This is a genomic window from Streptomyces sp. NPDC054757 (assembly GCF_053612185.1).
In genome coordinates, this window is record NZ_JBSHBW010000030.1 from 30,867 (window position 1) to 54,909 (window position 24,043).

Genomic DNA, 24,043 nt, shown 5'->3' on the forward strand with positions numbered 1-24,043 from the left:
GGGGCTTTTCAGCCGCCCTGCAACACCCGGACCAGGTCTTCCGCCGTACGGCACCGGTCGAGCAGTTCCTTGACGTGGTCACGGGTCCCGCGCAGCGGCTCAAGTGTGGGCACCCGCTGCAGTGAGTCGTGGCCCGGCAGGTCGAAGATCACGGAGTCCCAGGAGGCCGCGGCGACGTCGTCCGCGTACTGTTCGAGACAGCGGCCGCGGAAATAGGCCCTGGTGTCCTCCGGCGGGTTCCCCGCGGCCCGTACGACATCGGCCTCGTCCAGCAGCCGCTTCATCTTCCCGCGGGCCGCCAGACGGTTGTACAGCCCCTTGTCGGGCCGTACGTCCGCGTACTGCAGATCCACCAGATGGAGCCTGGCCGCGTCCCAGTCGACGCCGTCCCGGCGGCGGTAGCCCTCCAGGATCTCCTTCTTCGTGATCCAGTCGAGCTCCCCCGACAGGCTCATCGGGTTGTTCTCCAGCCGGTTCAGCACATCCTCCCAGCGGCCCAGGACATCCCTGGTCTGCTCGTCGGCATCGACGCCGTACCGCTCCTCCACATATTTGCGGGCCAGCTCGAAGTACTCCATCTGGAGCTGTACGGCCGTGAGGGTGCGGCCGCTGCGCAGCGTGATCAGCTGCTGGAGCCCCGGGTCGTGCGAGACCTGGTGGAGCGTGCGCACCGGCTGGTCGACGGCGAGGTCCACATTGATGAACCCGTCCTCGATCATCGCGAGCACCAGGGATGTCGTACCCAGCTTGAGGTAGGTCGAGATCTCCGAGAGGTTGGCATCGCCGATGATCACATGCAGGCGGCGGTACTTCTCGGCGTCCGAGTGGGGTTCGTCCCGGGTGTTGATGATCGGGCGCTTGAGCGTGGTCTCCAGGCCGACCTCGACCTCGAAGTAGTCCGCGCGCTGGCTGATCTGGAAGCCGTGCTCATGGCCGTCCTGGCCGATCCCGACCCGGCCGGCCCCGGTCACCACCTGGCGGGAGACGAAGAAGGGGGTCAGATGGCGCACGATGTCCGCGAAGGGGGTCTCCCGCTTCATCAGGTAGTTCTCGTGCGTCCCGTACGAGGCGCCCTTGTTGTCGGTGTTGTTCTTGTACAGGAGGATCGGCTGCGCGCCCGGGATCTCGGCCGCCCGCTCGGCGGCCTCCGCCATGATCCGCTCGCCCGCCTTGTCCCAGAGGACGGCATCGCGCGGACTGGTGATCTCCGGGGAGCTGTACTCGGGGTGGGCGTGGTCGACGTAGAGGCGTGCCCCGTTGGTGAGGATCACATTGGCCAGGCCGATGTCCTCGTCGGTCAGCTGGCTGGTGTCCGCGGTCTCCCGGGCGAGGTCGAAGCCTCGCGCGTCCCGCAGCGGGTTCTCCTCCTCGAAGTCCCAGCGGGCGCGGCGCGCCCGGTGCATCGCCGCCGCGTAGGCGTTGACGATCTGGGACGAGGTGAGCATGGCATTGGCGTTCGGGTGGCCCGGGACGGAGATGCCGTACTCCGTCTCGATGCCCATTACCCGCCGTACGGTCATGCGGCCCTCCTTGCCCGGCAGCGCCCCTCGGGGGAACGCCGCTCAAGTACCGCTGCTTCTCCGGCGCGAGCGCGGTCGCCCTTCCCGGCACTGCGCGAATCGGTGATACCGAAGAGCCTAGAACGCCGTGGCGCCGCTGGGGAGATCATTACAGGCATTGCTGTCCTTGCGGCCGAAGGCCGGAAAACACGGCGGCTGCGGGTGCCCGCCGGGGGACCCGCAGCCGCCCTGTCCTTTACAGGTACTGACCGGTGTTCGCCACCGTGTCGATCGACCGCCCGGTGTCCGCGCCCTGCTTTCCGGTGACGAGGGTGCGGATGAACACGATCCGCTCGCCCTTCTTGCCGGAGATACGGGCCCAGTCGTCCGGGTTGGTGGTGTTCGGCAGGTCCTCGTTCTCCTTGAACTCGTCCACGCACGCCTGGAGGAGGTGGGAGACCCGCAGACCCTTCTGTCCCTGGTCGAGGAAGGCCTTGATGGCCATCTTCTTGGCCCGGTCGACGATGTTCTGGATCATCGCGCCGGAGTTGAAGTCCTTGAAGTACAGGACTTCCTTGTCACCGTTGGCGTACGTGACTTCGAGGAAGCGGTTCTCCTCGGACTCGGTGTACATCCGCTCCACGACGGACTGGATCATGGCACTGACCGCGGCGTCGGGGTTCTCCCGGTGCTCGGCCAGGTCGTCCGTGTGCAGCGGCAGCGACGACCGCAGGTACTTGGCGAAGATGTCCTTCGCCGCCTCCGCGTCCGGACGCTCGATCTTGATCTTGACGTCGAGCCGGCCCGGCCGCAGGATCGCCGGGTCGATCATGTCCTCGCGGTTGGAGGCACCAATGACGATGACGTTCTCCAGGCCCTCCACACCGTCGATCTCGGCGAGCAACTGCGGGACGATGGTGTTCTCCACGTCCGAGCTGACGCCCGATCCACGGGTGCGGAAGAGGGATTCCATCTCGTCGAAGAAGACGATGACGGGGGTGCCCTCGCTCGCCTTCTCCCGGGCGCGCTGGAAGACCAGACGGATGTGCCGCTCGGTCTCACCGACGTACTTGTTGAGGAGCTCGGGACCCTTGATGTTGAGGAAGTAGCTCTTCCCCGCGGGCCGGCCGGTGACCTCGGCGACCTTCTTGGCAAGGGAGTTGGCTACCGCCTTGGCAATGAGGGTCTTGCCGCAGCCGGGCGGGCCGTAGAGCAGGATGCCCTTCGGCGGCCGCAGCTCGTGCTCCTTGAAGAGGTCGGGGTGGAGGTACGGGAGCTCGACCGCGTCGCGGATCAGCTCGATCTGGTCGCCCAGGCCGCCGATCTTGTCGTAGTCGATGTCCGGGACCTCTTCGAGGACGAGCTCCTCGACCTCGCTCTTCGGCACCACTTCATAGACGTAACCGGACCGGGAGTCGAGCAGCAGGGCGTCGCCGGGGCGGATGGTGATGTCCAGGAGAGGCTCGGCGAGCCGCACCACCCGCTCCTCGTCGGTGTGCCCGATCACCAGGGCGCGCTCGCCGTCCTCAAGGATCTCCTTGAGGGTGACGATGTCCCCGGCGCGCTCGAATTCCATGGCCTCGACCACGTTCAGCGCTTCGTTGAGCATGACTTCCTGGCCGCGCCTGAGCTCTTCGAGCTCGACGCTGGGACTCACGTTCACCCGGAGCTTGCGGCCCCCGGTGAAGATGTCGCAGGTCCCGTCCTCGTTGGCCTGCAGGAAGACGCCGAAGCCGGCCGGCGGCTGTGCGAGCCGGTCGACCTCCTCCTTGAGAGCCACGATCTGGTCGCGGGCCTCACGGAGTGTGTTGGCGAGCCGCTCGTTCTGCGCGGACACGCCTGCCAGGTTGGTCTGCAGCTCGACGATCCGCTCTTCGAGAATCCTCGTATGACGCGGAGAGTCGGCGAGCTTGCGGCGCAGGACGGCGATCTCCTGCTCAAGATAGGCAACCTGGCCGGCGGGGTCCTCTGACCCTCGCGCGGGCCGGGTGCCGCGGTTGATGTCGTCGTCGTGGGCTGCCACGGTCCTCACCTCCTCCAAGGGGAGCTGGACGCTTCCTGACCCTACCTGGGCGGCTGGTGATTGAAACCCCTAGATCACAAAGACCGTCGGGGTGTGTCTGATCTTCACCCTTGCGTACTCCCTCACGGCTTGGGAATACCCACCCAACAACATCGGAAAGCAGCCGGTTGTATCGTCGAAGTGTTCAACACCCGTCAGGGCTGGCTTCAATTGGTTCAACCGCGCAGGATCGGCAGGAGAAATGACCGTGCAGGACGAGGCTCCCACCAGCGACGGCGCACAGGCGCTGGAGGTCTGGATCGACCAGGATCTCTGCACCGGGGACGGCATCTGCGCCCAGTACGCGCCCGAGGTCTTCGAGCTGGACATCGACGGGCTGGCGTATGTGAAGAGCGCCGACGACGAACTGCTCCAGTCGGTCGGCGCCACAACGCCCGTGCCGCTGCCGCTCCTCCAGGACGTGGTGGACTCGGCGAAGGAGTGCCCGGGCGACTGCATCCACGTACGGCGTGTCTCGGACAGCGTCGAGGTCTACGGCCCGGACGCCGAGTAACACGTCACTCCCCCGGGCGTCCGCGGCCGGAATCCGCCGTCATACGCTCCGCGCCTGGGACGGCACCGAGCGTATGAACTTGCCGCCCTGCCAGCGCCACTTGGCCTGCTGGCGCACATCCGGCTGCCAGCGCGGTACATCGGGCGACGAGTACCCGAGGAGGGTCGCGGTCACCGCGCCGTCCCGTACGGCGAGGGCGTCCACGCTCTGCTGGCGCGCCGGGTCGACCAGGGTCGCGACAACCCGGGGCCTGCCGTTACCGCTGCCGGCCCGGGTGAGTACGTAGATCCCGCTGGGCGGCGTGCCCGACCCGGCGTCGCACCGCACCGCGGCCACTGTTTCGGGGCTGCCGTCCCCGTCGAGATCGCCGGACGCCTTCCTCGTGACCGTGGTCCCGGTCCCTCCGCACTTCAGCGGGAAGGTGACGGCGGCCGGGTCGGGGGCGGCCACCCGGGTGCGGGCCGGTGCGCCGCCGGGCTGGGACGCCGTGGCCGGACCGGGCGTGAGGAGGCCCGCCAGGGCGACGACGCCGGCCATCGCGGTGGCCGTGGCCAGCCAGTGGACCGGGTTGGTCCTGGTGTGCGCGAGGTCCGGGAGTACGAGGTCCGGGAGCGCGGAGGGCTGCACGCGAGAGGTCTCCTGTGGGGCTGTGCCGACGAAGGGGTGGCCAGAATAGTGCCATACGTCACAGGGGATCGGAACGCCGGGGTCCGTAAGTTCAACGTAAAGACGCCACCGCGGAGTTCCCCGATGTGCTGGGGGAACTCCGCGGTGGCGCCGGTGCGTTGAGGGGTCAGACGGTCTCGTCGGGCCCGGTGGAGGGGTCGGAGGCGGCTCCGGCGGAGTCGGTCTCGGTCGCGGCCTTCGGCTGGGCGCTCTTCCCGGGACCGCTGTAGTCCTCGCCGTACGCGCCCTTGGAGGGACGGCGGCGGCGCATCGGGGCCTCCACACCGTCGGCGAGGCGGCGGGCGGTGACGAGGAAGCCGGTGTGGCCGATCATCCGGTGGTCGGGGCGGACGGCCAGGCCCTCGACGTGCCAGTTGCGCACCATGGACTCCCAGGGCTGCGGCTCGGCGAAGCAGCCGATCTCCCTGATCGACTCGACGGTGCGCGAGAGCTGGGTGGTGGTGGCCACGTAGCAGCAGAGGATCCCGCCGGGGACGAGTGCCTTGGAGACGGCGTCCAGGCACTCCCAGGGAGCGAGCATGTCCAGCACCACACGGTCGACGTCCGTGTCGGAGAGGTTGTCCTGGAGGTCGCCGACGGTGAGCTGCCAGGCGGGGTGCGGTCCGCCGAAGTAGCGCTCCACGTTCTGTGTGGCGATCTCCGCGAAGTCCTCACGGCGCTCGTACGAGTGCAGCATCCCCTGCTCGCCGATGGCGCGCAGCAGGAAGCTGCTGAGCGCGCCGGACCCCACACCTGCCTCGACGACGCGGGCGCCGGGGAAGATGTCCCCGAAGGCCAGGATCTGACCCGCGTCCTTGGGGTAGACCACGGCTGCGCCGCGGGGCATGGACAGGACGAAGTCGGGGAGCAGGGGGCGCAGCGCGAGGTAGGCGACGTTCCCCGTGGTACGGACAACACTGCCCTCGGGGGCACCGATCAGCTCGTCGTGCGGGAAAGAACCCTTGTGGGTGTGGAAGTTCTTCCCTGCTTCGAGCGTGAAGGTGTGGTGGCGTCCCTTGGGGTCGGTGAGCTGGACCTGGTCCCCGACTTTGAAGGGCCCACGTCGGCGGGCGGCACCGGTCGGTTCGGACATACGAGCAGACTACCGGCCTCAGGAACCGGGTCGCGCCATGGCCTGGACGAATGCCCGTTCGACGTCGGCGGTGGAGAGGACTCCGTAGATCGCGCCGCTCTCCTCGACCACCAGGTACTCGGTGGCCGGGCTGGCCCGCAGCTTGTCGAGGAGCGCCTCGCCCGCCAGCTCGGCGGGGACCCGCATCCCCTCGGTGAGGTCCTGGGCGAGGCCGCTCACCGCGACCCAGGGGCGCCGGTGCTCCGGAACCCCGACGATGGCGGCCTCCCTGACCAGGGCGGTCGGGTCGCCCTGGCTGTCCACGACGACCAGGGCGCGGGCGCCGGCGTCGTTGGCCCTGCGCAGCGCCTCGGAGAGCGGTGTCGTGGTCTCCACGGGGACGGCCCGCCGGGTGAGCGTACGGGCCCTCAGCTCCGGGAGGTGTTCGCGCAGTCTGGCCATCCGCAGGCTGTTGCCCGCGCCGGTCCAGATGATCGCGGCGAGGATCGCGGCGAGCAGGGCGTCCATGACCGTCTCCATGCCGCCCACGTCGGCGTCGGAGCCGGTGTGGGTGAGCAGCGGGAGCCCGATCAGGACCGAGACGGCGAGCGCCCGGCCGAACCAGGCAGCGGCGACGGTGCCGCTCATCGGGCTGCCGGTGATCTTCCAGACGACCGCGCGGAGCATCCGGCCGCCGTCCAGCGGCAGGCCGGGCAGCAGGTTGAAGACCGCCACGATCAGGTTGGAGATCATCAGTCCGGCCAGCAGGACTCCGGGGACCGTCCCGGGCTCCACGGCCTTCATCCCGAGGTAGAAGACGCCGGCGAGGACCAGCGAGAGCAGCGGGCCGACGAAGGCCAGGACGAACTCGCGCCCCGGGGTCTCGGACTCCTTCTCGATCTCCGAGACACCGCCGAAGAACTGGAGCTGGATACGGCGCACCGGGAGCTTGAACCGCAGCGCGGCCACCGTGTGGGCCAGCTCGTGCACGAGTACGGAGGCGTAGAAGGCGACCGCGAAGAAGAGGGAGACCAGATACCGGGCGTTGCCCAGCTCGGGGAGGATCCGGTCGAGCTGGCCGCCGAAGACCCAGGTGATGAGCGCTGCCACCAGGAACCAGCTGGGGGCGACATACACCGGCACACCGAAGGGGCGGCCCATCAGGATGCCGCCGCCCGGTGCGTCCCGGCGCCGCGGCTTGCCGCCATCGGGCGGGGGGCCGGAGTCCGGCCCGTCCGCGCCGGGCTGCGGGCGCCCGCTGTCGCCGCTCTTGTCCACGGTGTCCCTTCGTATCGTCTCGTATCGTCCGGAAGCCTGACGTCCGGAAGTCCGACGTCCGGACGCGTGCCGTTCGGGTGCGCGTCCCGCACCGCTGGTCTTCACCGCTTTCGGCGATGTCCTGATCATGCAGTGTGAGGTGGTCTGCCGTCGATGGTATGCGGCTCGGTGTCAGTGGCGGGCCGTAGGGTCTGGGACATGACTACCGCCCAGCAGCCCACTTCACTCTCTCCCTCGCGGGCGAGCGACTTCATGCAGTGTCCGCTGCTGTACAGGTTCCGGGTGATCGACAAGCTGCCGGAGAAGCCGAGCCCGGCGGCGACGCGCGGCACCCTGGTCCATGCGGTGCTTGAGCGGATGTTCGACGACCCGGCTGCGGAGCGGACGGTTCCGCGTGCCCGTGCGATGGTTCCCGGCCAGTGGGACAGGCTGCTCTCGTCCAGGCCGGAGCTGGGTGAGCTGTTCGCGGACGACCCGGGGGGCGAGCAGCTGGCGCAGTGGCTCTCGGAGGCCGAGTCGTTGGTGGAGCGGTGGTTCACGCTGGAGGATCCGACCCGTCTCGAACCGGCCGAGAGGGAGCTGTTCATCGAGACGGAGCTGGCGTCGGGGCTGCGGCTGCGCGGGATCATCGACCGGGTGGACGTGGCGCCGACGGGCGAGGTCAGGATCGTCGACTACAAGACCGGCAAGGCGCCCCGCCCGCAGTTCGCCGAAGGCGCCCTCTTCCAGATGAAGTTCTACGCGCTGGTCGTGTGGCGGCTGAAGGGCATCGTGCCGCGCCGGCTCCAGCTGGTGTATCTGGGCAGCGGCGAGGTCGTGACGTACGACCCGGTCGAGGGTGACCTGGAGCGGGTCGAGCGCAAGCTGCTCGCGCTGTGGGACGCGATCAGGAAGGCCACCGAGAGCGGTGACTGGCAGCCGCGGCCGACGAAGCTCTGCGGCTGGTGCGACCATCAGGCGGTCTGCCCCGAGTTCGGGGGCACCCCGCCGGTGTATCCCCTGGAGGTGGTGCGCGCGCCCGGGGCCGGAGTGTCCGGCGGGGCCGTGCTGGGGTGAGATCCGGCCGGTCCGGGGCTCGCCGCGCCTGATCCGTCCCGGACTCCCCCGGTACGCCCCACGACGTCCCGGTGGGCCGGTCAGGGCAGAATGGGGCCGGTCTAGCAAAGGAGTTCCCGTGGCGATCCGCGTCCTACTGGTCGACGACCAGCCGCTGCTGCGCACCGGTTTCCGGATGATTCTGGAGGCCGAGCAGGACCTCGCGGTGGTCGGTGAGGCCGGGGACGGCCTCCAGGCCCTCGACCAGGTCCGGGCGCTGCAGCCCGATGTGGTGCTGATGGACATCCGGATGCCCCGGATGGACGGCGTCGAGGCGACCCGCCAGATCACCGGTCCTGGCCGGGACGGTCCGGCGAAGGTCCTGGTGCTGACCACCTTCGACCTGGACGAGTACGTCGTGGAGGCCCTGCGGGCCGGCGCGAGCGGCTTCCTGCTCAAGGACGCGCCCGCCAATGAGCTGGTCCAGGCGATCCGGGTGGTGGCGGGCGGCGAGGCGATGCTGGCGCCGAGCATCACGCGCCGGCTGCTCGACAAGTACGCGGACCATCTGCCGTCCGGCGAGGAACCGGTCCCCGACACGCTGCACACGCTGACCGAGCGTGAGGTGGAGGTCCTCAAGCTGGTCGCACGGGGCCTGTCGAACGCGGAGATCGCCGCCGACCTGTTCGTCAGCGAGACCACGGTCAAGACGCATGTGGGCCACGTACTGACCAAGCTGGGGCTGCGCGACCGGGTGCAGGCCGCGGTCTACGCGTACGAGAGCGGCCTGGTACGTCCGGGGGCCCAGCCTTAGTTCCCGGGGGCCGGCCTCCGGGCCTGCCGGGGCCTCCGGGGCGCGGAGGTTCCGGACCGCGGAAGTTCCGGACCGCCGCCGATTCCGGACCGCGGAGGTTCCGGACCGCCGCCGGTTCCCGTGTCCCGGCGTCCGCCGGGGCGACTCCGGGCGGCAGCACAGCCGCCCGGCGCCGGGGCGCCCGCCGTGCGCTGCCGCCGGCCGGTCAGCTGACGCCGCGTCCGAGCTCCCAGATCTGCAGGGCTGACGAGTTGCTGAGCGCCCACTCCACGCCCGTCAGGTCGTCCCGGGCCGCCACATACTGCTTGCCCTGCCAGAGCGGCAGCACGGGGACGTCGTCCGCGACGATGTCCTGGATCTTCTGCAGCGGGACCATCGCCGTGGTGCGGTCGGCCGCACGCCGGGAGTCCGGGATGTACTTGTCGCGGATGGTGCTGTTCGCGTAAGGCAGGTCGAGGAAGTTGCCCTTGCTGAGGAACGGCGAGATGAAGTTGTCCGCGTCGGGGAAGTCCGGGAACCAGCCCATGCCGTAGACCGCGTAGTCGCCCTTCAGCTCCTGGGGGCGGAACTGCGCCCACTCGTGGCCCTTGACCGACACGTCGAAGAGCCCGGAGGCGTTCAGCTGCTGCTTGAGCAGCGCGAACTCCTTTGCTGTGTTCGGCCCGTAGTGGTCGTTCGTGTAATGCAGCGTCAGCCGGATCTTGTCGTTGATCCCGGCCGAGTGCAGGATCTGGGCGGCTTCGCTCTTGCTCGGGTCGCCGTACTTGTTGAAGAACGAATTCGTGTGTCCGCCGATGCCGGTGGGGATCAGCGAGTAGAGCGGCTCGGAGGTCGCGCCGTACACCTTGCTGGCGATCTGGCCCCGGTCGACAAGTGCGGCGATCGCCTGGCGGACCGCCTTGTTCTTCACCGACGGGTCATTGGTGTTGAAGCCGAGGTAGCGGATCTCCAGGCCGGGGCTCTCGACGAAGTTGATGTTCTGCGACGCTCCGCTGGAGAACTTGGAGATCTGCTGCGGCGACATGGTGCGGCCCATCATGTCGATCTTCCCGGACTTCAGCGCGGCGCCCATGGCGTCGGCGTCGGGGAAGGAATCGATCTCGACCTTGTCGTTCTCCAGCTTCAGCGCCCCCTTGTAGTGGGGGTTCTTGGTGAAGACCGCCTTCTGCAGGCGGTCGTTGCTGACCTCCGCCTTGAAGGTGTACGGGCCGGAGCCGTCGACCACGAAGCCCTTGCGCAGCTTGTTCGGCGCGTACGTGCTCTTCTCCACGATGCCCGCGGCCGGGGTGGCCAGCTTGTACGGGAAGGTGGCGTCGGGCGTCTTGAGGTGGAAGACCAGCTCGTGACTGCTCACGGGCTCGATGGTGTCGATGTTCTCCAGCAGACCGGCCGGCCCGTTCGGGTCGTGGATGCGGGTGACCCGGTCGATGGAGTACTTCACGTCGGCCGCCGTCAGGGGGTGGCCGTTGGCGAACTCCAGCCCGCTGCGGAGCTTGCAGCGGTAGCTCTCGTTCTCGGTGTCCGTGAAGCGGCAGTCGCTGGCGGCGTCGGGCACCGGCAGGCCGCCACCACGCGGCATCTGCATCAGGGACTGGAGGGTGGGGCGCAGGAAGTTCCAGATACCGGTGTCGTAGGTGTAGGCGGGGTCCAGAGGAGCCGGCGCCTTGCTGCCGCCCTCGATGAAGTCCGTCGTACCCACGACGATGGGCTTGCCGCCGCCGTCGCCGCTGTCTGTGCCGCCGCACGCGGCGAGTACCGGAGTGAGCAGGCACGCTATCGCCGGCAGCACCAGAGTCTTGCGGTTCATTCGGGACGTTCTCCTCATCCGGCACTGGGATACAGCGATGTACAGACACTCCGCCGCTGCCGCCCGATCGGGGCGGGGCGATCGGGCCGGGTACAGAGCGATCAGTCCAGTGATCCCGGCCGCCTGGTGGGCACCGGAGGCACAGAAGTGTACGGCGAAGTTCTCGTCATGAGATTAGTGGGGAACGTCAGGAAACCTGGACCGGGGGCGACTTGGGCGGGATCCACATCATCTTCACGAATAGCGGAGCGTCAATATCCGACCACCGAAGAGATTCGTACACCGCTTCACCAATCGGGACACATGGGCATGTGCGGAACAGTGGCGGGCCGTTCGCAGCACGCACCGGGGTTCCTGTCGATGATTCACCAGGTGATGAACGTCACTCCTGGCTCATCTTTCGGGTAATGCGCGAAGCCCACTCTTCATGCTCACGTAAATACATACGGATGACGCGCACCGATTCCTTTCAAATCGAAAGGAACACGTTCCGTATCCGGCTCAGTGCATTCCGTTGACCAGGGCTCTGAGAAAGCCCAGATCGACTTCTTCCAGGGATCCGACGACCACCCGGCCGTCCCCGGCGGCGATCGGTGCCACCGAGGGCACGGCCACCACCCGGCAGCCCGCCGCCTCCGCCGCGGCCACTCCGGTCGCGGTGTCCTCGATGACCGCGCAGCGCGCAGGGTCGGCTTCGAGGCCCGCCGCTGCGGCGAGATAGGGCTCAGGATGCGGCTTCGTCCGCGCCACCTCGTCGCCCGCGACCGTCAGGGCGAAGTTGGCCGCGCCGAGCGAGGTGAGGACCCGGTCGATGATCCGCCGGTGGGAGGCGGAGACCAGGGCCGTGGGCACCCCGTGGGCAGCCAGTTCGGTGAGCAGCCGCAGCGCTCCGGGCATCAGCGGCACCCCGCCCGAGATCCGCGCCTCGAACCGGTCGTTGAGCAGCGTGGTCACCTCGGGGAGCGTGATGTCGGCGCCGGTGACCTCGATGAGATATCCGGCGCTGCGGGTCATGGGCCCGCCCACCACGGTGTCCCGCCAGCGTTCGTCGAGCCGGTGGCCGAGTGCGCCGAAGACGTCCACCTCGGCCTCCCACCAGATGCCCTCGGTGTCCACCAGCGTGCCGTCCATGTCGAGCAGGACGGCCTGCAGGGCTGCACCTTCGGCCATACGGGTGTTGAGCGCGGCGACCGTACTGGTCATACGGGGACACCTCCTGGAGGGACACGAAGGCCGGTCACCCTCCCTGCTGGGAAGGCAACCGGCCTGCACCGGACCGACCAGTGTACGTCGGTGCGGTCCGGTGCGCGCTGTGATGCGCCGCATGCGCATCCGGGGGCGGTGTCGGGCTGTCGGGCTACCGGGCGTTGAAGTACTTGGCCTCGGGGTGGTGGATGACGATCGCGTCGGTGGACTGCTCGGGGTGGAGCTGGAACTCCTCCGAGAGCTGGACCCCGATCCGCTCCGGCTGGAGCAGCTCGGCGATCTTCGCCCGGTCCTCCAGATCGGGGCAGGCGCCGTAGCCCAGGGAGAAGCGCGCGCCGCGGTACTTGAGCGCGAACATGTCCTGGACCTCGGTGGGGTCCTCGCCCGCGTAACCGAGCTCGGAGCGGACCCGGGCGTGCCAGTACTCCGCGAGGGCCTCGGCCAACTGGACGGAAAGCCCGTGCAGTTCGAGGTAGTCCCGGTAGGAGTTCGCCTCGAAGAGCTCGGCGGTGGCCTCACCGATCTTCGAGCCGACGGTGACGACCTGGAGGCCGAGCACATCCGTCTCGCCCGAGTCCTCGGGGCGGAAGAAGTCCGCCAGGCACAGCCGGCGGCCGCGGCGCTGGCGGGGGAAGGTGAAGCGGGTGCGCTCGCTGCCGTCGTCGTTGAGGACGATCAGGTCCTCGCCCTTGGAGACGCAGGGGAAGTAGCCGTAGACGACGGCGGCTTCCAGCATGTTCTTGGTGTGCAGCTGGTCCAGCCAGCCGCGCAGGTGCGGGCGGCCCTCGGTCTCGACCAGCTCCTCGTAGGTGGGCCCTTCGCCCTTGCGGGACTCCTTGAGCCCCCACTGGCCCTTGAAGAGGGCCCCCTCGTCCAGCCAGGACGCGTACTCCTTGAGCTGGACGCCCTTGACCACGCGGGTGCCCCAGAAGGGCGGCTCGGGCACCGGATTGTCCACGGCCACGTCCGAGCGTACGGAACCCTCGGGCTCGTCCGTCTCCGGGACCGCGGCCGTGTCCCGCTTGGGCACCCGGCGCTGTTTCAGCTCGGGCAGTACGGCACCCGGGACACCCCGCTTGACGCCGATCAGGGCATCCATCAGGCGCAGGCCCTCGAACGCGTCCCGGGCGTAGCGGACTTCGCCCTCGTAGATCTCGTGCAGGTCCTGCTCGACATAGGCCCGGGTGAGGGCCGCGCCGCCGAGGATGACGGGGAAGTCCGCCGCCATCTCGCGCTGGTTGAGCTCCTGCAGGTTCTCCTTCATGATCACGGTGGACTTGACGAGGAGGCCGGACATGCCGATGACGTCGGCCTTGTGCTCCTCGGCTGCTTCCAGGATCGCGGAGACGGGCTGCTTGATCCCGAGGTTGACGACGTTGTAGCCGTTGTTGGTGAGGATGATGTCGACGAGGTTCTTGCCGATGTCGTGGACGTCGCCGCGGACGGTGGCGAGCACGATGGTGCCCTTGCCGTCGTCGTCGGTCTTCTCCATGTGCGGCTCCAGATGGGCCACCGCGCTCTTCATGACCTCGGCGGACTGGAGCACGAACGGCAGCTGCATCTGGCCGGAGCCGAAGAGCTCTCCGACGACCTTCATGCCTTCCAGGAGGGTGGCGTTGACGATGTCCAGGGCGGGGCGCTCCTGGAGAGCTTCGTCGAGGTCGGCCTCCAGGCCGTTCCGCTCGCCGTCGATGATGCGGCGCTGCAGGCGCTCGTCCAGCGGGAGCGCCATGAGCTCCTCGGCCCTGCCCTGCTTCATCGACTTCATGTTGACGCCCTCGAAGAGCTCCATGAGCTTCTGCAGGGGGTCGTAGCCCTCGGACCGGCGGTCGTGGATCAGGTCGAGCGCGACCTTGACCTGCTCCTCCTCAAGCCGGGCGATCGGCAGGATCTTCGAGGCGTGCACGATCGCCGAGTCGAGCCCGGCCTTGACGCACTCGTCGAGGAAGACCGAGTTCAGCACCACCCGGGCGGCCGGATTCAGGCCGAAGGAGATGTTGGACAGGCCCAGGGTGGTCTGGACGTCCGGATGACGGCGCTTCAGCTCGCGGATCGCCTCGATGGTGGCGATACCGTCGCCCCGTGACTCCTCCTGGCCGGTGCAGATGGTGAAGGTCAGGGTGTCGATGAGGAGGTCCTGCTCGCGCATGCCCCAGTTGCCGGTCAGGTCCTCGATCAGCCGCTCGGCGACGGCGACCTTGTGCTCGGCGGTACGGGCCTGGCCCTCTTCGTCGATGGTCAGCGCGATCAGCGCGGCGCCGTGCTCGACGGCCAGTTCGGTGACCTTGGCGAAGCGGGACTCGGGGCCGTCGCCGTCCTCGTAGTTGACCGAGTTCAGTACGGCACGGCCGCCCAGCTTCTCCAGTCCGGCGCGCAGGACGGGCAGTTCGGTGGAGTCGAGGACGATCGGCAGGGTGGAGGCGGTGGCGAAGCGGCCGGCCAGCTCGGTCATGTCGGCCACGCCGTCACGGCCGACGTAGTCGACGCAGAGGTCGAGCATGTGGGCGCCCTCGCGGATCTGGTCGCGGGCCATCTCCACACAGTCGTCCCAGCGCGCCTCCAGCATCGCCTCACGGAACTTCTTCGACCCGTTCGCGTTCGTCCGCTCACCGATCGCCATGTACGCCGTGTCCTGGCGGAACGGCACACTCTGGTAGAGGGACGCGGCGCCGGGCTCGGGTCGCGGGTCGCGGGTGGCGGGGGTGAGGGTACGGGCCCGCTCGACGACCTGCCGCAGATGCTCGGGTGTCGTACCGCAGCAGCCGCCGATCAGGGACAGGCCGTAGTCGCTGACGAACGTCTCCTGCGCGTCCGCGAGGCCCTCGGGGCCGAGCGGGAAGTGCGCGCCGTCCTTGGTCAGGACGGGCAGGCCGGCGTTGGGCATGCACATCAGCGGCGTACGCGAGTGGCGTGCGAGATAACGCAGGTGCTCGCTCATCTCGGCGGGGCCGGTGGAGCAGTTCAGCCCGATCAGGTCGATACCCAGCGGCTCCAGAGCGGTCAGCGCGGCGCCGATCTCGGAGCCCAGCAGCATGACGCCGGTCGTCTCGAAGGCGAGCGAGCAGATCAGCGGGACCTGGAAGCCCAGGGCGTCCATCGCACGGCGGGCGCCGATGAGGCTCGACTTGGTCTGCAGCAGGTCCTGTGTGGTCTCCACGATCAGGGCGTCGGCGCCGCCGGCGAGCAGGCCCTCGGCGTTCTGCTGGTAGCCGTCGCGGATCACGTCGTACGTGGTGTGCCCCAGCGACGGCAGCTTGGTGCCGGGGCCGATCGAGCCGAGGACCCAGCGCTGGCGGCCGTCCTTGGCGCCGAACTCGTCGGCGACCTCGCGGGCGATACGGGCGCCCGCCTCCGACAGCTCGCCGATCCGGCCGGCGATCTCGTACTCGTTCGCCGCCGAGTGGTTCGCGCCGAAGGTGTTCGTCTCCACGCAGTCCACGCCGACAGCGAAGTACTCCTCGTGCACCGAGCGGACGATGTCCGGCCTGGTCACGTTCAGGATCTCGTTGCAGCCTTCGAGCTGCTGGAAGTCGTCGAGGGTGGGATCCTGCGCCTGCAGCATCGTGCCCATGGCACCGTCGGCCACCACCACTCGGGTGGCCAGTGCCTCACGGAGGGCGTCAGCTCGGGTCCGGCTGTCAGCGGAAGGGGTAGGCGACGAGGCCATGGAATGTGCTCCCTGGGATGCGACGGCTGTCGGCTTTGCGCCTTCCGGCAGGATGGCGCACCTGGCCAGGGTAACGGGGACGGCGCCGGTCGGGGTCGGCGTTCCAGGGGGCGGACGCTCCCGGAAGCGCGGCGGCGCGGCTGGTTCCGGTACCACCCGGCCGCACTCCGCGTGACACTGAGTCGACATGGACCGATAGTGTTCAGCATTGCCGAACAGTGTGGAGGGTGGCCCAGCGATGGCGAAGAACATTCAGTCCCTGGAGCGGGCGGCTGCGATGCTGAGGCTCCTCGCGGGCGGCGAGCGACGGCTCGGCCTCTCCGACATCGCCTCCTCCCTCGACCTGGCCAAGGGCACCGCCCACGGCATTCTGCGCACCCTCCAGCAGGAGGGGTTCGTGGAACAGGACCCGGCGTCCGGGCGCTATCAGCTGGGGGCCGAGCTGCTGCGCCTGGGCAACAGCTATCTGGATGTGCACGAGCTGCGGGCGCGCGCCCTCGTCTGGACCGACGACCTGGCACGCTCCAGCGGTGAGAGCGTCTATCTGGGCGTGCTGCACCAGCGGGGCGTCCTCATCGTCCACCATGTCTTCCGCCCCGACGACAGCCGGCAGGTGCTGGAGGTCGGAGCCATGCAGCCGCTGCACTCCAGCGCCCTCGGCAAGGTGCTGTCGGCCTACGACCCGGTGGCGCACAGCGAGGCGCTGGAGACCGAGCGGGAGAGTTTCACCCCCCGCACGGTCACCGGCCCCGGGCAGTTCGAGTCCGTACTGGATCTCACCAGGGCGCGGGGCTGGGGCTCCGACATCGAGGAGACCTGGGAGGGCGTGGCATCGGTGGCCGCCCCCATCCACGACCGGCGGCGGATGCCGCTGGGCGCCATCGCGGTGACCGGCGCGGTCGAGCGGGTCTGCGTGGACGGGGAGCTGCGCCCCGAGCTGGTGGCCTCGGTGCGCGACTGCGCCCGCTCGGTCTCGCGCGACCTGGGGGCCGGCCGCTTCTGAGGCGGCCGGCGAGGGGGCGGGGCGGACGCGTTTCCGGGCGGTTTCCGACCACGCCTCCGAGGTTACCGGGGGTGCGCGGCGTATTCCTGGTCGAGTTTCACGTCACAGCCTCTTGACGTTTACCAACCACAGGACAAAACTGCCGTTCATCGGTCGGCATTGTCGAACACTTACCGGAAATACGCGTTAAGGTGTGACAGTGCCAAAGGGCCGGCAACGCCCTCACCTGAGGGCGCGGACGACCGGAGGAAACCGGTGTCCGGCTTCCCCTGGACGAAGGACAAAGGAGTCGCGGGTGTCCAGCTCCGACATCTTCATCGGCGAGACCATCGGGACCGCCGTACTCGTACTGCTCGGCGCCGGCGTGTGCGCCGCCGTCACCCTCAAGCGCTCCAAGGCCAAGGACGCGGGCTGGCTGGCCGTCACGTTCGGCTGGGGCTTCGCCGTACTGACCGCCGCCTATATCTCCACCGGCGTATCGGGCGCACATCTGAACCCCGCGGTGACCATAGGTCTGGCCGTCAAGGGCGACACCCCGTGGAGCGACGTACCGCTGTACCTCGGCTCGCAGTTGCTCGGCGCCATGATCGGCGCCGCGCTCGTCTGGGTCGCGTACTACGGCCACTTCCAGGCCCATCTCAGGGACCCGGAGATCGCCGCCCTGGAGAAGACCACCCCGAAGGACGAGCCCGGCCCCGGCCCGGTGGGCGGTGTCTTCTTCACCGCGCCCGAGATCCGCAACGTCGCGCAGAACCTGGCCACCGAGATCATCGGCACCCTGGTCCTCGTCCTGGCGATCCTGACGCAGGGGCTCAGCGCCGACGGCAAGGGCCTGAGCATCCTCGGCGCGCTGATCACCTCCCTGGTCGTCGTCTCCATCGGACTCTCGCTCGGCGGCCCGACCGGTTACGCCATCAACCCGGTCCGCGACCTCGGCCCGCGTATCGTCCACTCCCTGCTGCGGCTCCCCCACAAGGGCAGCTCGGACTGGAGCTACGCGTGGATACCCGTGGCGGGCCCCCTGATAGGCGGCGCTCTCGCAGGCGGTCTGTACAACCTCGCCTTCGCGTGAGCACCCGGCACCGTCGACCAATCCTTCAGACTTTCGGAGCACACCGTGACCACTGACGCTCACACCACCGGGCCGTTCATCGCGGCCATCGACCAGGGCACCACCTCCAGCCGCTGCATCGTCTTCGACCGGGACGGACGGATCGTCGCCGTCGACCAGAAGGAGCACGAGCAGATCTTCCCCAAGCCGGGCTGGGTCGAGCACGACGCCGCGGAGATCTGGACCAACGTCCAGGACGTCGTGGCGGGCGCGGTCGAGAAGGCCGGCATCACGGCCGACGACGTCAAGGCCATCGGCATCACCAACCAGCGCGAGACCACGCTGCTCTGGGACAAGAACACCGGTGAGCCCGTCCACAACGCCATCGTCTGGCAGGACACCCGCACCGACGCGGTCTGCCGCGAGCTCGGCCGCAATGTCGGCCAGGACCGCTTCCGCCGTGAGACCGGACTCCCGCTGGCCTCGTACTTCGCAGGACCGAAGATCCGCTGGCTGCTCGACAACGTCGAGGGGCTGCGCGAGCGCGCCGAGGCCGGCGACATCCTCTTCGGCACCATGGACTCCTGGGTCATCTGGAACCTGACGGGCGGGGTGAACGGCGGTGTCCACGTCACGGACGTCACCAACGCGTCCCGCACGCTGCTGATGAACCTCCACACGATGAAGTGGGACCCGAAGATCCTCGGCTCCATCGAGATCCCGGCGGCCGTGCTGCCGGAGATCCGCTCGTCGTCCGAGGTGTACGGCACGGCCGCGTCCGGCGTCCTGGCAGGTGTCCCGGTGGCTTCCGCGCTCGGCGACCAGCAGGCGGCCCTGTTCGGCCAGACCTGTTTCGCCGAGGGCGAGGCCAAGTCGACGTACGGCACCGGCACCTTCATGCTGATCAACACCGGTGGCACGCCGGTCAACTCGTACAACGGCCTGCTGACGACCGTCGGCTACCAGATCGGCGACCAGAAGCCGGTGTACGCCCTGGAGGGGTCGATCGCCGTCACGGGGTCGCTCGTCCAGTGGCTGCGCGACCAGATGGGCATGATCAACAGTGCCGCCGAGGTCGAGACGCTGGCCTCTTCGGTCGACGACAACGGCGGCGCGTACTTCGTGCCGGCCTTCTCCGGCCTGTTCGCCCCGTACTGGCGTCCCGACGCGCGCGGTGTGATCGCCGGTCTGACCCGCTACGTCACCAAGGCGCACATCGCCCGTGCCGTGCTCGAAGCCACCGCCTGGCAGACGCGTGAGATCAGCGACGCCATGACCAAGGACTCCGGCGTCGAGCTGACCTCGCTCAAGGTCGACGGCGGTATGACCTCCAACAACCTGCTGATGCAGACGCTCTCCGACTTCCTGGACGCACCGGTCGTGCGCCCGATGGTGGCCGAGACGACCTGCCTCGGCGCTGCCTATGCCGCCGGTCTCGCCGTCGGCTTCTGGCCGGACACCGACGCGCTGCGCGCCAACTGGCGCCGGGCCGCCGAGTGGACACCCCGGATGGACGCGGCCGTCCGTGACCGCGAGTACAAGAACTGGCTCAAGGCCGTACAGCGGACCATGGGCTGGCTCGAAAACGAGGAGTAACCAATATGACCACCCTGCAGAGCGTCCCGGCCCTCGGGACGCACCCGGCCTCCGGCTCCCTTCCGAGCCGCGCCGAGACTCGGGAGCAGCTTTCCAAGGCGACGTACGACCTCCTGGTGATCGGCGGCGGAATCCTGGGCATCTCCACCGCCTGGCACGCCGCGCAGTCCGGGCTGCGGGTGGCCCTGGTGGACGCCGGCGACTTCGCCGGCGCCACCTCGTCCGCATCCTCCAAGCTTCTGCACGGCGGCCTCCGCTACCTCCAGACGGGGGCCGTGAAGCTGGTCGCGGAGAACCACTTCGAGCGCCGCGCCGTCTCCCGTGACGTGGCCCCGCACCTGGCCAACCCGCTGACGTTCTATCTGCCGGTGTACAAGGGCGGCCCGCACGGCGCGGCCAAGCTCGGTGCGGGCGTCTTCGCCTACTCCGCGCTCTCCGCCTTCGGCGACGGTGTCGGCCATGTCATCTCCCCGGCGAAGGCGCAGCGCGATGTGCCGGAGCTGCGGACGGACAACCTCAAGGCCGTCGCGGTCTACGGCGACGACCAGATGAACGACTCCCGTATGGCCCTGATGACCGTGCGCGCCGCCGTCGAGTCCGGGGCCACCGTGCTCAACCACGCGGAGGTCACCGGGCTGCGCTTCACGCAGGGCCGGGTGACCGGCGCGGAGCTCAAGGACCGGCTCGACGGCAGCGAGTTCGGCGTCAGCGCCCGGCTCGTCCTGAACGCGACCGGACCCTGGGTCGACCACCTGCGCAAGCTGGAGGACCCGAACGCGGCGCCCTCCATCCGGCTCTCCAAGGGCGCACACCTGGTCCTGAAGCGCACCGCGCCCTGGCGTGCCGCGCTGGCGACGCCGATCGACAAGTACCGGATCACCTTCGCCCTCCCCTGGGAGGACCAGTTGCTGCTCGGGACCACCGACGAGGAGTACGAGGGCGACCCGGCCGATGTCTCGGTCAACGAGAAGGACATCGCCCAGATCCTGGACGAGGCCGCCTTCTCGGTTCGGGACCAGCAGCTCTCGCGCGATCTGATCACGTACTCCTTCGCCGGCCTCCGGGTGCTGCCCGGCGGCCCCGGTGACACCTCGAAGGCCAAGCGCGAGACGGTCGTCACCGAGGGACGCGGCGGGATGCTGTCGGTGGCGGGCGGCAAGTGGACGACCTTCCGGCACATAGGCCGTACGGTCATGAACAAGCTGGCCGCACTGCCCGGCCACCCGCTCGGCGACGACATGGAGCCGATCTCGCACCTGCCGAAGAAGCAGCCCCTGCCCGGCATCGCCAATCCGCACGCCGTCGCGCACCGGCTCCTTGTGGACGGCGGGACGCCGGGGCCGCGCATGGCGGCGGACACGGCCCGCCATCTGGCCACGCACTACGGCTCGCTCGCGTTCGACATCGCCCGGCTCGCGAACGAGGACCCGGCGCTGGGCGAGCGGGTCCACCCCGACGCCCCGGAGATCTGGGCGCAGGTCGTCTACGCACGCGACCACGAGTGGGCCGAGACGGCGGACGACGTGCTGCGCCGCCGTACGACGCTGACCATACGGGGCCTGGCCACGGACGAGGTCCGGGCGAAGGTCGAGGACGTACTCGGCAAGAAGTAGGCACCAGGAAGTAGGCACAGTGTGGTGAGGGGCGGTCCTGCGGGGCCGCCCCTCACCTGTGTCCGGCGGCGGGGGCGCCGGTCCGGCCGCCCGTCACCCGTGTCCGCGGCAGGGCGGCGGTGCCGGTCCGCGGTCGTGCCACACGGCTGCCACAGTGCCGCAATATGCGGCACTCAGAGTGGCACCATGAAGTTTCAGGTGCTCTCCCTCATCAGCCACGCTCCGCATCCGCTGACCGGTGAACTGCCTTCCGCCGCCGACCGGTTGGCCGAGGTCGTCGATGCCGGGGCGGCGGTGGAGCGGCTCGGGTTCGACGCGTTCGCCGTCGGCGAGCGGCACGCCGGCCCCTTCCTGTCGTCGAGCCCGACCGTGGTGCTGGGCGCCCTCGCCGCGCGTACCTCCCGGATCAGACTGCTCACCGGCGTCACGGTGCTGGCGATCCTCGATCCGGTCCGGGTCGCGGAGGACTACGCGACCCTGGACCAGCTGTCGCGCGGCCGTGTCGAGCTGGTCGTCGGCAAGGGCGCCGAGGCCGGGCACTTCTCGCTCTTCGGGCTCGAAGAGGAGCGGCAGTGGGACCTGCAGAAGGAGAAGTACGAGCTGCTGCGCAGGCTCTGGAGCGAGGAGGAGGTCGACTGGGAGGGCGAGTTCAGGCCCGCGCTGCACGGGGTGACGACCCTTCCGCGCCCCTACGGCGGGCCCCCGCGCGTCTGGCACGGGTCGGCGACCAGCCTCAACTCCCCCGAACTGGCGGCACGTCACGGCGATCCCCTCTTCACGGCCAACGCCATCCAGCCGCGTGAGGCGTACGCGGAGCTGATCGCCCACTACCGCGAGAAGTTCGAGGAGTACGGCCACGACCCGGCGCGGGCCCATGTCGCCGCCGGGTCGGGCGGTCTGCTGATCGCCGACAGCTCACAGCAGGCGGTGGAGCGCTTCAAGGGGCTGTACGAGGCGAAGGTGGCCCAGACCTTCAAGCCGCAACTGGCGGGCCGGGCCGGATACAACACCCCGTTCCGCACCATCGAGGACGCCATGGGGAGCGGGCCGCAGCTCATCGGGTCACCGCAGCAGATCATCGACAAGATCCTCGGATACCACGAGGTCTACCGGCACGATCTCCAGTCCGTCAGTGTCGACGGATTCGGCCTGGCGCGCGGCGAACAGCTGGAGACGCTCCAGCGGTTCGCCGAGGAGATCGCCCCGGTGGTCCGCAAGGAGGCGCCTTCGGCACTCTGGGAGTGACACCGGGGCGGACGGGCCGGCCGGGAGCGGAACCACCGGGCGGGCAACCTGGGCGGGTCGGCCGGGAGCGGAACCTCGTGGATGGGCCGGCCTGGAGCGGATCCACCGGGGCGGACCGGCCAGGACGGATCCGCACGGTCGCTCAGGCGCAGCGCCGCCCGCCCGGCTCAGGACGAGATCAGGGCGCGATCAGGGCGAGACCTCCTCCAGGCGCCGCCCCGCCGTCTCCTCGGCGCCGAGCACCGCGACCACGGCGCCCGCCAGGGCCACCGCTCCCAGCACCACGAAGACCGGGGAGACATGTCCTCCGGCGTACACCATGCCGACGGCGATGGGCCCGAGGATCACACCGAGCCGGTTCATCGCTCCGCCCACACTGCTGCCCAGCGCCCGCATCCGGGTCGGGAAGAGCTCGGGTGTGTAGAGGTAGAGGCAGATGTTGGAGCCGAAGAAGAAGACGGCGGCGAGCGAGGTCCACACCAGCACCTGGAGCGGGGTCCGGGCGCCGAGGTGGGCGAGGACGAAGAGCAGTACGGCGGCTCCCGCGAGGCAGACCGTGATGACGCGCCTGCGGCCGGCACGGTCCACGGTGAGCGCGGCGGCGAGACAGCCCACGAGTCCGGCGCAGGCCGTCACGGTCGAGTAGAGCAGGGCGTCGGAGAGCGAGAGCCCGTAGCGGTTCTGGTAGATCGTCGGCAGCCATGAGGTGATGCCGTAGTTGACGAAGTAGCCGGTGAACCAGAGGGCGCCGATCACCAGGGTGCGGCGGCGGTAGCGGCCGGTGAACAGCCCGCGCAGACCGCTGGCCCCGGACTCCGGAGCCGCCCCGGACTCCGGAACCGGTCCGGACTCCGGAACCGGTCCGGGCGCTGTCACCTCCTCGTCCGGCGCCGGGTCGGTGACGGGCGGCAGCGGCTTCCCAGTGGCGCGGGCGACCTCGGCCTCGATCCGGGCCATCACATCGGACGCCTCCTGGACCCTGCCGTGTTCCGCGAGCCAGCGCGGGGACTCCGGTACGGCGCGCTGCACCAGGACGCAGAGCACCCCCGGCACCGCGGCCAGCACATACATCCAGCGCCAGCCGAGCAGCGGCACCACCCAGGCGGCGACCAGGGCGCCCACGGTGAGTCCGGCCGGGAAGACCAGCTCGTAGAGGAGTACGAAGCGCCCGCGCCGGTGGCTGCGGGTGATCTCGGCGATGAAGGTGGCCGCCACCGGGACCTCGCCGCCGATGGCCAGCCCCTGGATGAAGCGCACCACCATGAAGGAGCCGGGGGACGGGGTCGCGGCCAGGACGAGGTTGGCGGCGCTGGAGACGGCCACGCACAGGGCGATGACCCTGACCCGGCCGATCCGGTCGGCGAGCCGGCCGGAGAGCACCGCGCCGATGAGCATCCCGACGGAGCCGACGGTGAGCAGCCAGGTGGCGGCGGAGTCGGCCAGATGCCACTCACCGCGCAGTTGGGGCATCGCGTAGGCGATCAGGAGCTGGTCGAATGCCTCGAAGAAGGTGACGGCGCCCACGATGAGCCGGACGGTGACATGCCAGCGGCTCATCGGGAGCCGTTCGAAACGGGCGGCGACGGCCGCCCGGACGGCTCGGTCCGCTGAAGCGTCGATCGTCATATGCGGGGTCCTCCGACTCCACGGCTGAGGGGCGAGGGCGAGGCGAGGCGCGAGGGCGGAAGAAACGCGGTGTCCCAAGGGGGTTGTCCGCAACCCGGGCCGCGAAGCGCGTTAGGTCAAAGTTTCTTAGCGCTTAAGTTGTATCGCCCGCACACCGGACGACGTCAAGGGTCTGCACAGGTAAATCACCAAGTAATTGGGGGTTGCGTCGAAATATTTAAGCCCTTAGATTTCTAGCCCTCAGCCAACCAAGCTCCCCATCAACCCCGTTCAGCCAGGAGGCTCCCGT

17 protein-coding genes are annotated in these 24,043 nt (G+C 69.2%); 8 read left to right on the plus strand and 9 right to left on the minus strand.

What is annotated here, in order from left to right; genetic code table 11:
* Positions 1 to 8: 8 nt before the first annotated feature.
* Together dop and arc are read right to left on the minus strand one after the other, a co-directional pair.
* Entirely contained in the window at positions 9 to 1,520 is a 1,512-nt protein-coding gene (gene dop, locus ACWGKJ_RS28340; RefSeq protein ID WP_385022968.1) for a depupylase/deamidase Dop, read from the minus strand.
* Positions 1,521 to 1,755: 235 nt separating this feature from the next.
* Positions 1,756 to 3,522 (minus strand): proteasome ATPase, encoded by a 1,767-nt coding sequence (arc, locus tag ACWGKJ_RS28345; protein ID WP_385022970.1) that lies wholly within the window; start codon positions 3,520 to 3,522, stop codon positions 1,756 to 1,758.
* Positions 3,523 to 3,763: 241 nt separating this feature from the next.
* Between arc and ACWGKJ_RS28350 the strand changes: the two genes are divergently transcribed.
* Positions 3,764 to 4,075 (plus strand): ferredoxin, encoded by a 312-nt coding sequence (locus tag ACWGKJ_RS28350; protein ID WP_385022972.1) that lies wholly within the window; start codon positions 3,764 to 3,766, stop codon positions 4,073 to 4,075.
* 39 nt (positions 4,076 to 4,114) lie between these two features.
* Here ACWGKJ_RS28350 and ACWGKJ_RS28355 read toward each other — a convergent pair whose 3' ends face one another.
* The 3 genes from ACWGKJ_RS28355 to ACWGKJ_RS28365 all read right to left on the minus strand — a co-directional run bounded on the left by ACWGKJ_RS28355 (position 4,115) and on the right by ACWGKJ_RS28365 (position 7,091).
* Positions 4,115 to 4,702: a hypothetical protein gene (locus tag ACWGKJ_RS28355; RefSeq protein WP_385022974.1), complete on the minus strand. Its 588-nt coding sequence runs from the start codon at positions 4,700 to 4,702 to the stop codon at positions 4,115 to 4,117.
* Positions 4,703 to 4,868: 166 nt separating this feature from the next.
* Complete coding sequence (locus tag ACWGKJ_RS28360) at positions 4,869 to 5,834, minus strand: tRNA (adenine-N1)-methyltransferase (RefSeq protein ID WP_385022976.1); 966 nt, start codon at positions 5,832 to 5,834, stop codon at positions 4,869 to 4,871.
* A gap of 18 nt (positions 5,835 to 5,852) precedes the next feature.
* Complete coding sequence (locus ACWGKJ_RS28365; RefSeq protein ID WP_385022978.1) at positions 5,853 to 7,091, minus strand: site-2 protease family protein; 1,239 nt, start codon at positions 7,089 to 7,091, stop codon at positions 5,853 to 5,855.
* A 153-nt stretch (positions 7,092 to 7,244) separates the two neighbouring features.
* Here ACWGKJ_RS28365 and ACWGKJ_RS28370 point away from each other — a divergent pair, with 153 nt between their 5' ends.
* A complete protein-coding gene (locus ACWGKJ_RS28370) occupies positions 7,245 to 8,147 on the plus strand; it encodes a RecB family exonuclease (RefSeq protein ID WP_385022980.1) in 903 nt (300 codons plus the stop codon).
* 118 nt (positions 8,148 to 8,265) lie between these two features.
* The gene (locus ACWGKJ_RS28375) at positions 8,266 to 8,940 is read left to right on the plus strand and encodes a response regulator (RefSeq protein WP_385022982.1); all 675 of its coding nucleotides are present in this window, start codon (positions 8,266 to 8,268) and stop codon (positions 8,938 to 8,940) included.
* 205 nt (positions 8,941 to 9,145) lie between these two features.
* On the opposite strand, the gene ACWGKJ_RS28380 is transcribed toward ACWGKJ_RS28375, so the two are convergent.
* The 3 genes from ACWGKJ_RS28380 to metH all read right to left on the minus strand — a co-directional run bounded on the left by ACWGKJ_RS28380 (position 9,146) and on the right by metH (position 15,620).
* Entirely contained in the window at positions 9,146 to 10,747 is a 1,602-nt protein-coding gene (locus ACWGKJ_RS28380) for an ABC transporter substrate-binding protein (protein ID WP_385022984.1), read from the minus strand.
* A 501-nt stretch (positions 10,748 to 11,248) separates the two neighbouring features.
* Positions 11,249 to 11,950: an HAD family hydrolase gene (locus ACWGKJ_RS28385; RefSeq protein WP_385022986.1), complete on the minus strand. Its 702-nt coding sequence runs from the start codon at positions 11,948 to 11,950 to the stop codon at positions 11,249 to 11,251.
* A 154-nt stretch (positions 11,951 to 12,104) separates the two neighbouring features.
* The gene (gene metH / locus ACWGKJ_RS28390) at positions 12,105 to 15,620 is read right to left on the minus strand and encodes a methionine synthase (protein ID WP_385022988.1); all 3,516 of its coding nucleotides are present in this window, start codon (positions 15,618 to 15,620) and stop codon (positions 12,105 to 12,107) included.
* A 238-nt stretch (positions 15,621 to 15,858) separates the two neighbouring features.
* On the opposite strand from metH, the gene ACWGKJ_RS28395 reads away from it, so the two are divergent.
* The 5 genes from ACWGKJ_RS28395 (at position 15,859) to ACWGKJ_RS28415 (ending at position 22,128) form a co-directional block, all read left to right on the plus strand.
* Complete coding sequence (locus ACWGKJ_RS28395; protein ID WP_453315853.1) at positions 15,859 to 16,623, plus strand: IclR family transcriptional regulator; 765 nt, start codon at positions 15,859 to 15,861, stop codon at positions 16,621 to 16,623.
* Between the two features lie 295 nt (positions 16,624 to 16,918).
* Positions 16,919 to 17,695, plus strand: coding sequence for an MIP/aquaporin family protein (locus tag ACWGKJ_RS28400; protein ID WP_385022992.1), 777 nt, complete (start codon positions 16,919 to 16,921; stop codon positions 17,693 to 17,695).
* Positions 17,696 to 17,740: 45 nt separating this feature from the next.
* Complete coding sequence (gene glpK / locus ACWGKJ_RS28405) at positions 17,741 to 19,270, plus strand: glycerol kinase GlpK (protein WP_385022994.1); 1,530 nt, start codon at positions 17,741 to 17,743, stop codon at positions 19,268 to 19,270.
* A 5-nt stretch (positions 19,271 to 19,275) separates the two neighbouring features.
* Complete coding sequence (locus ACWGKJ_RS28410) at positions 19,276 to 20,883, plus strand: glycerol-3-phosphate dehydrogenase/oxidase (protein WP_385022996.1); 1,608 nt, start codon at positions 19,276 to 19,278, stop codon at positions 20,881 to 20,883.
* 186 nt (positions 20,884 to 21,069) lie between these two features.
* Positions 21,070 to 22,128 (plus strand): LLM class flavin-dependent oxidoreductase, encoded by a 1,059-nt coding sequence (locus tag ACWGKJ_RS28415; RefSeq protein WP_385022998.1) that lies wholly within the window; start codon positions 21,070 to 21,072, stop codon positions 22,126 to 22,128.
* A 189-nt stretch (positions 22,129 to 22,317) separates the two neighbouring features.
* Here the strand turns inward: ACWGKJ_RS28415 and ACWGKJ_RS28420 are convergent, their stop codons facing one another.
* Positions 22,318 to 23,754: an MFS transporter gene (locus ACWGKJ_RS28420; RefSeq protein WP_385022999.1), complete on the minus strand. Its 1,437-nt coding sequence runs from the start codon at positions 23,752 to 23,754 to the stop codon at positions 22,318 to 22,320.
* Between the last annotated feature and the right edge of the window lie 289 nt (positions 23,755 to 24,043).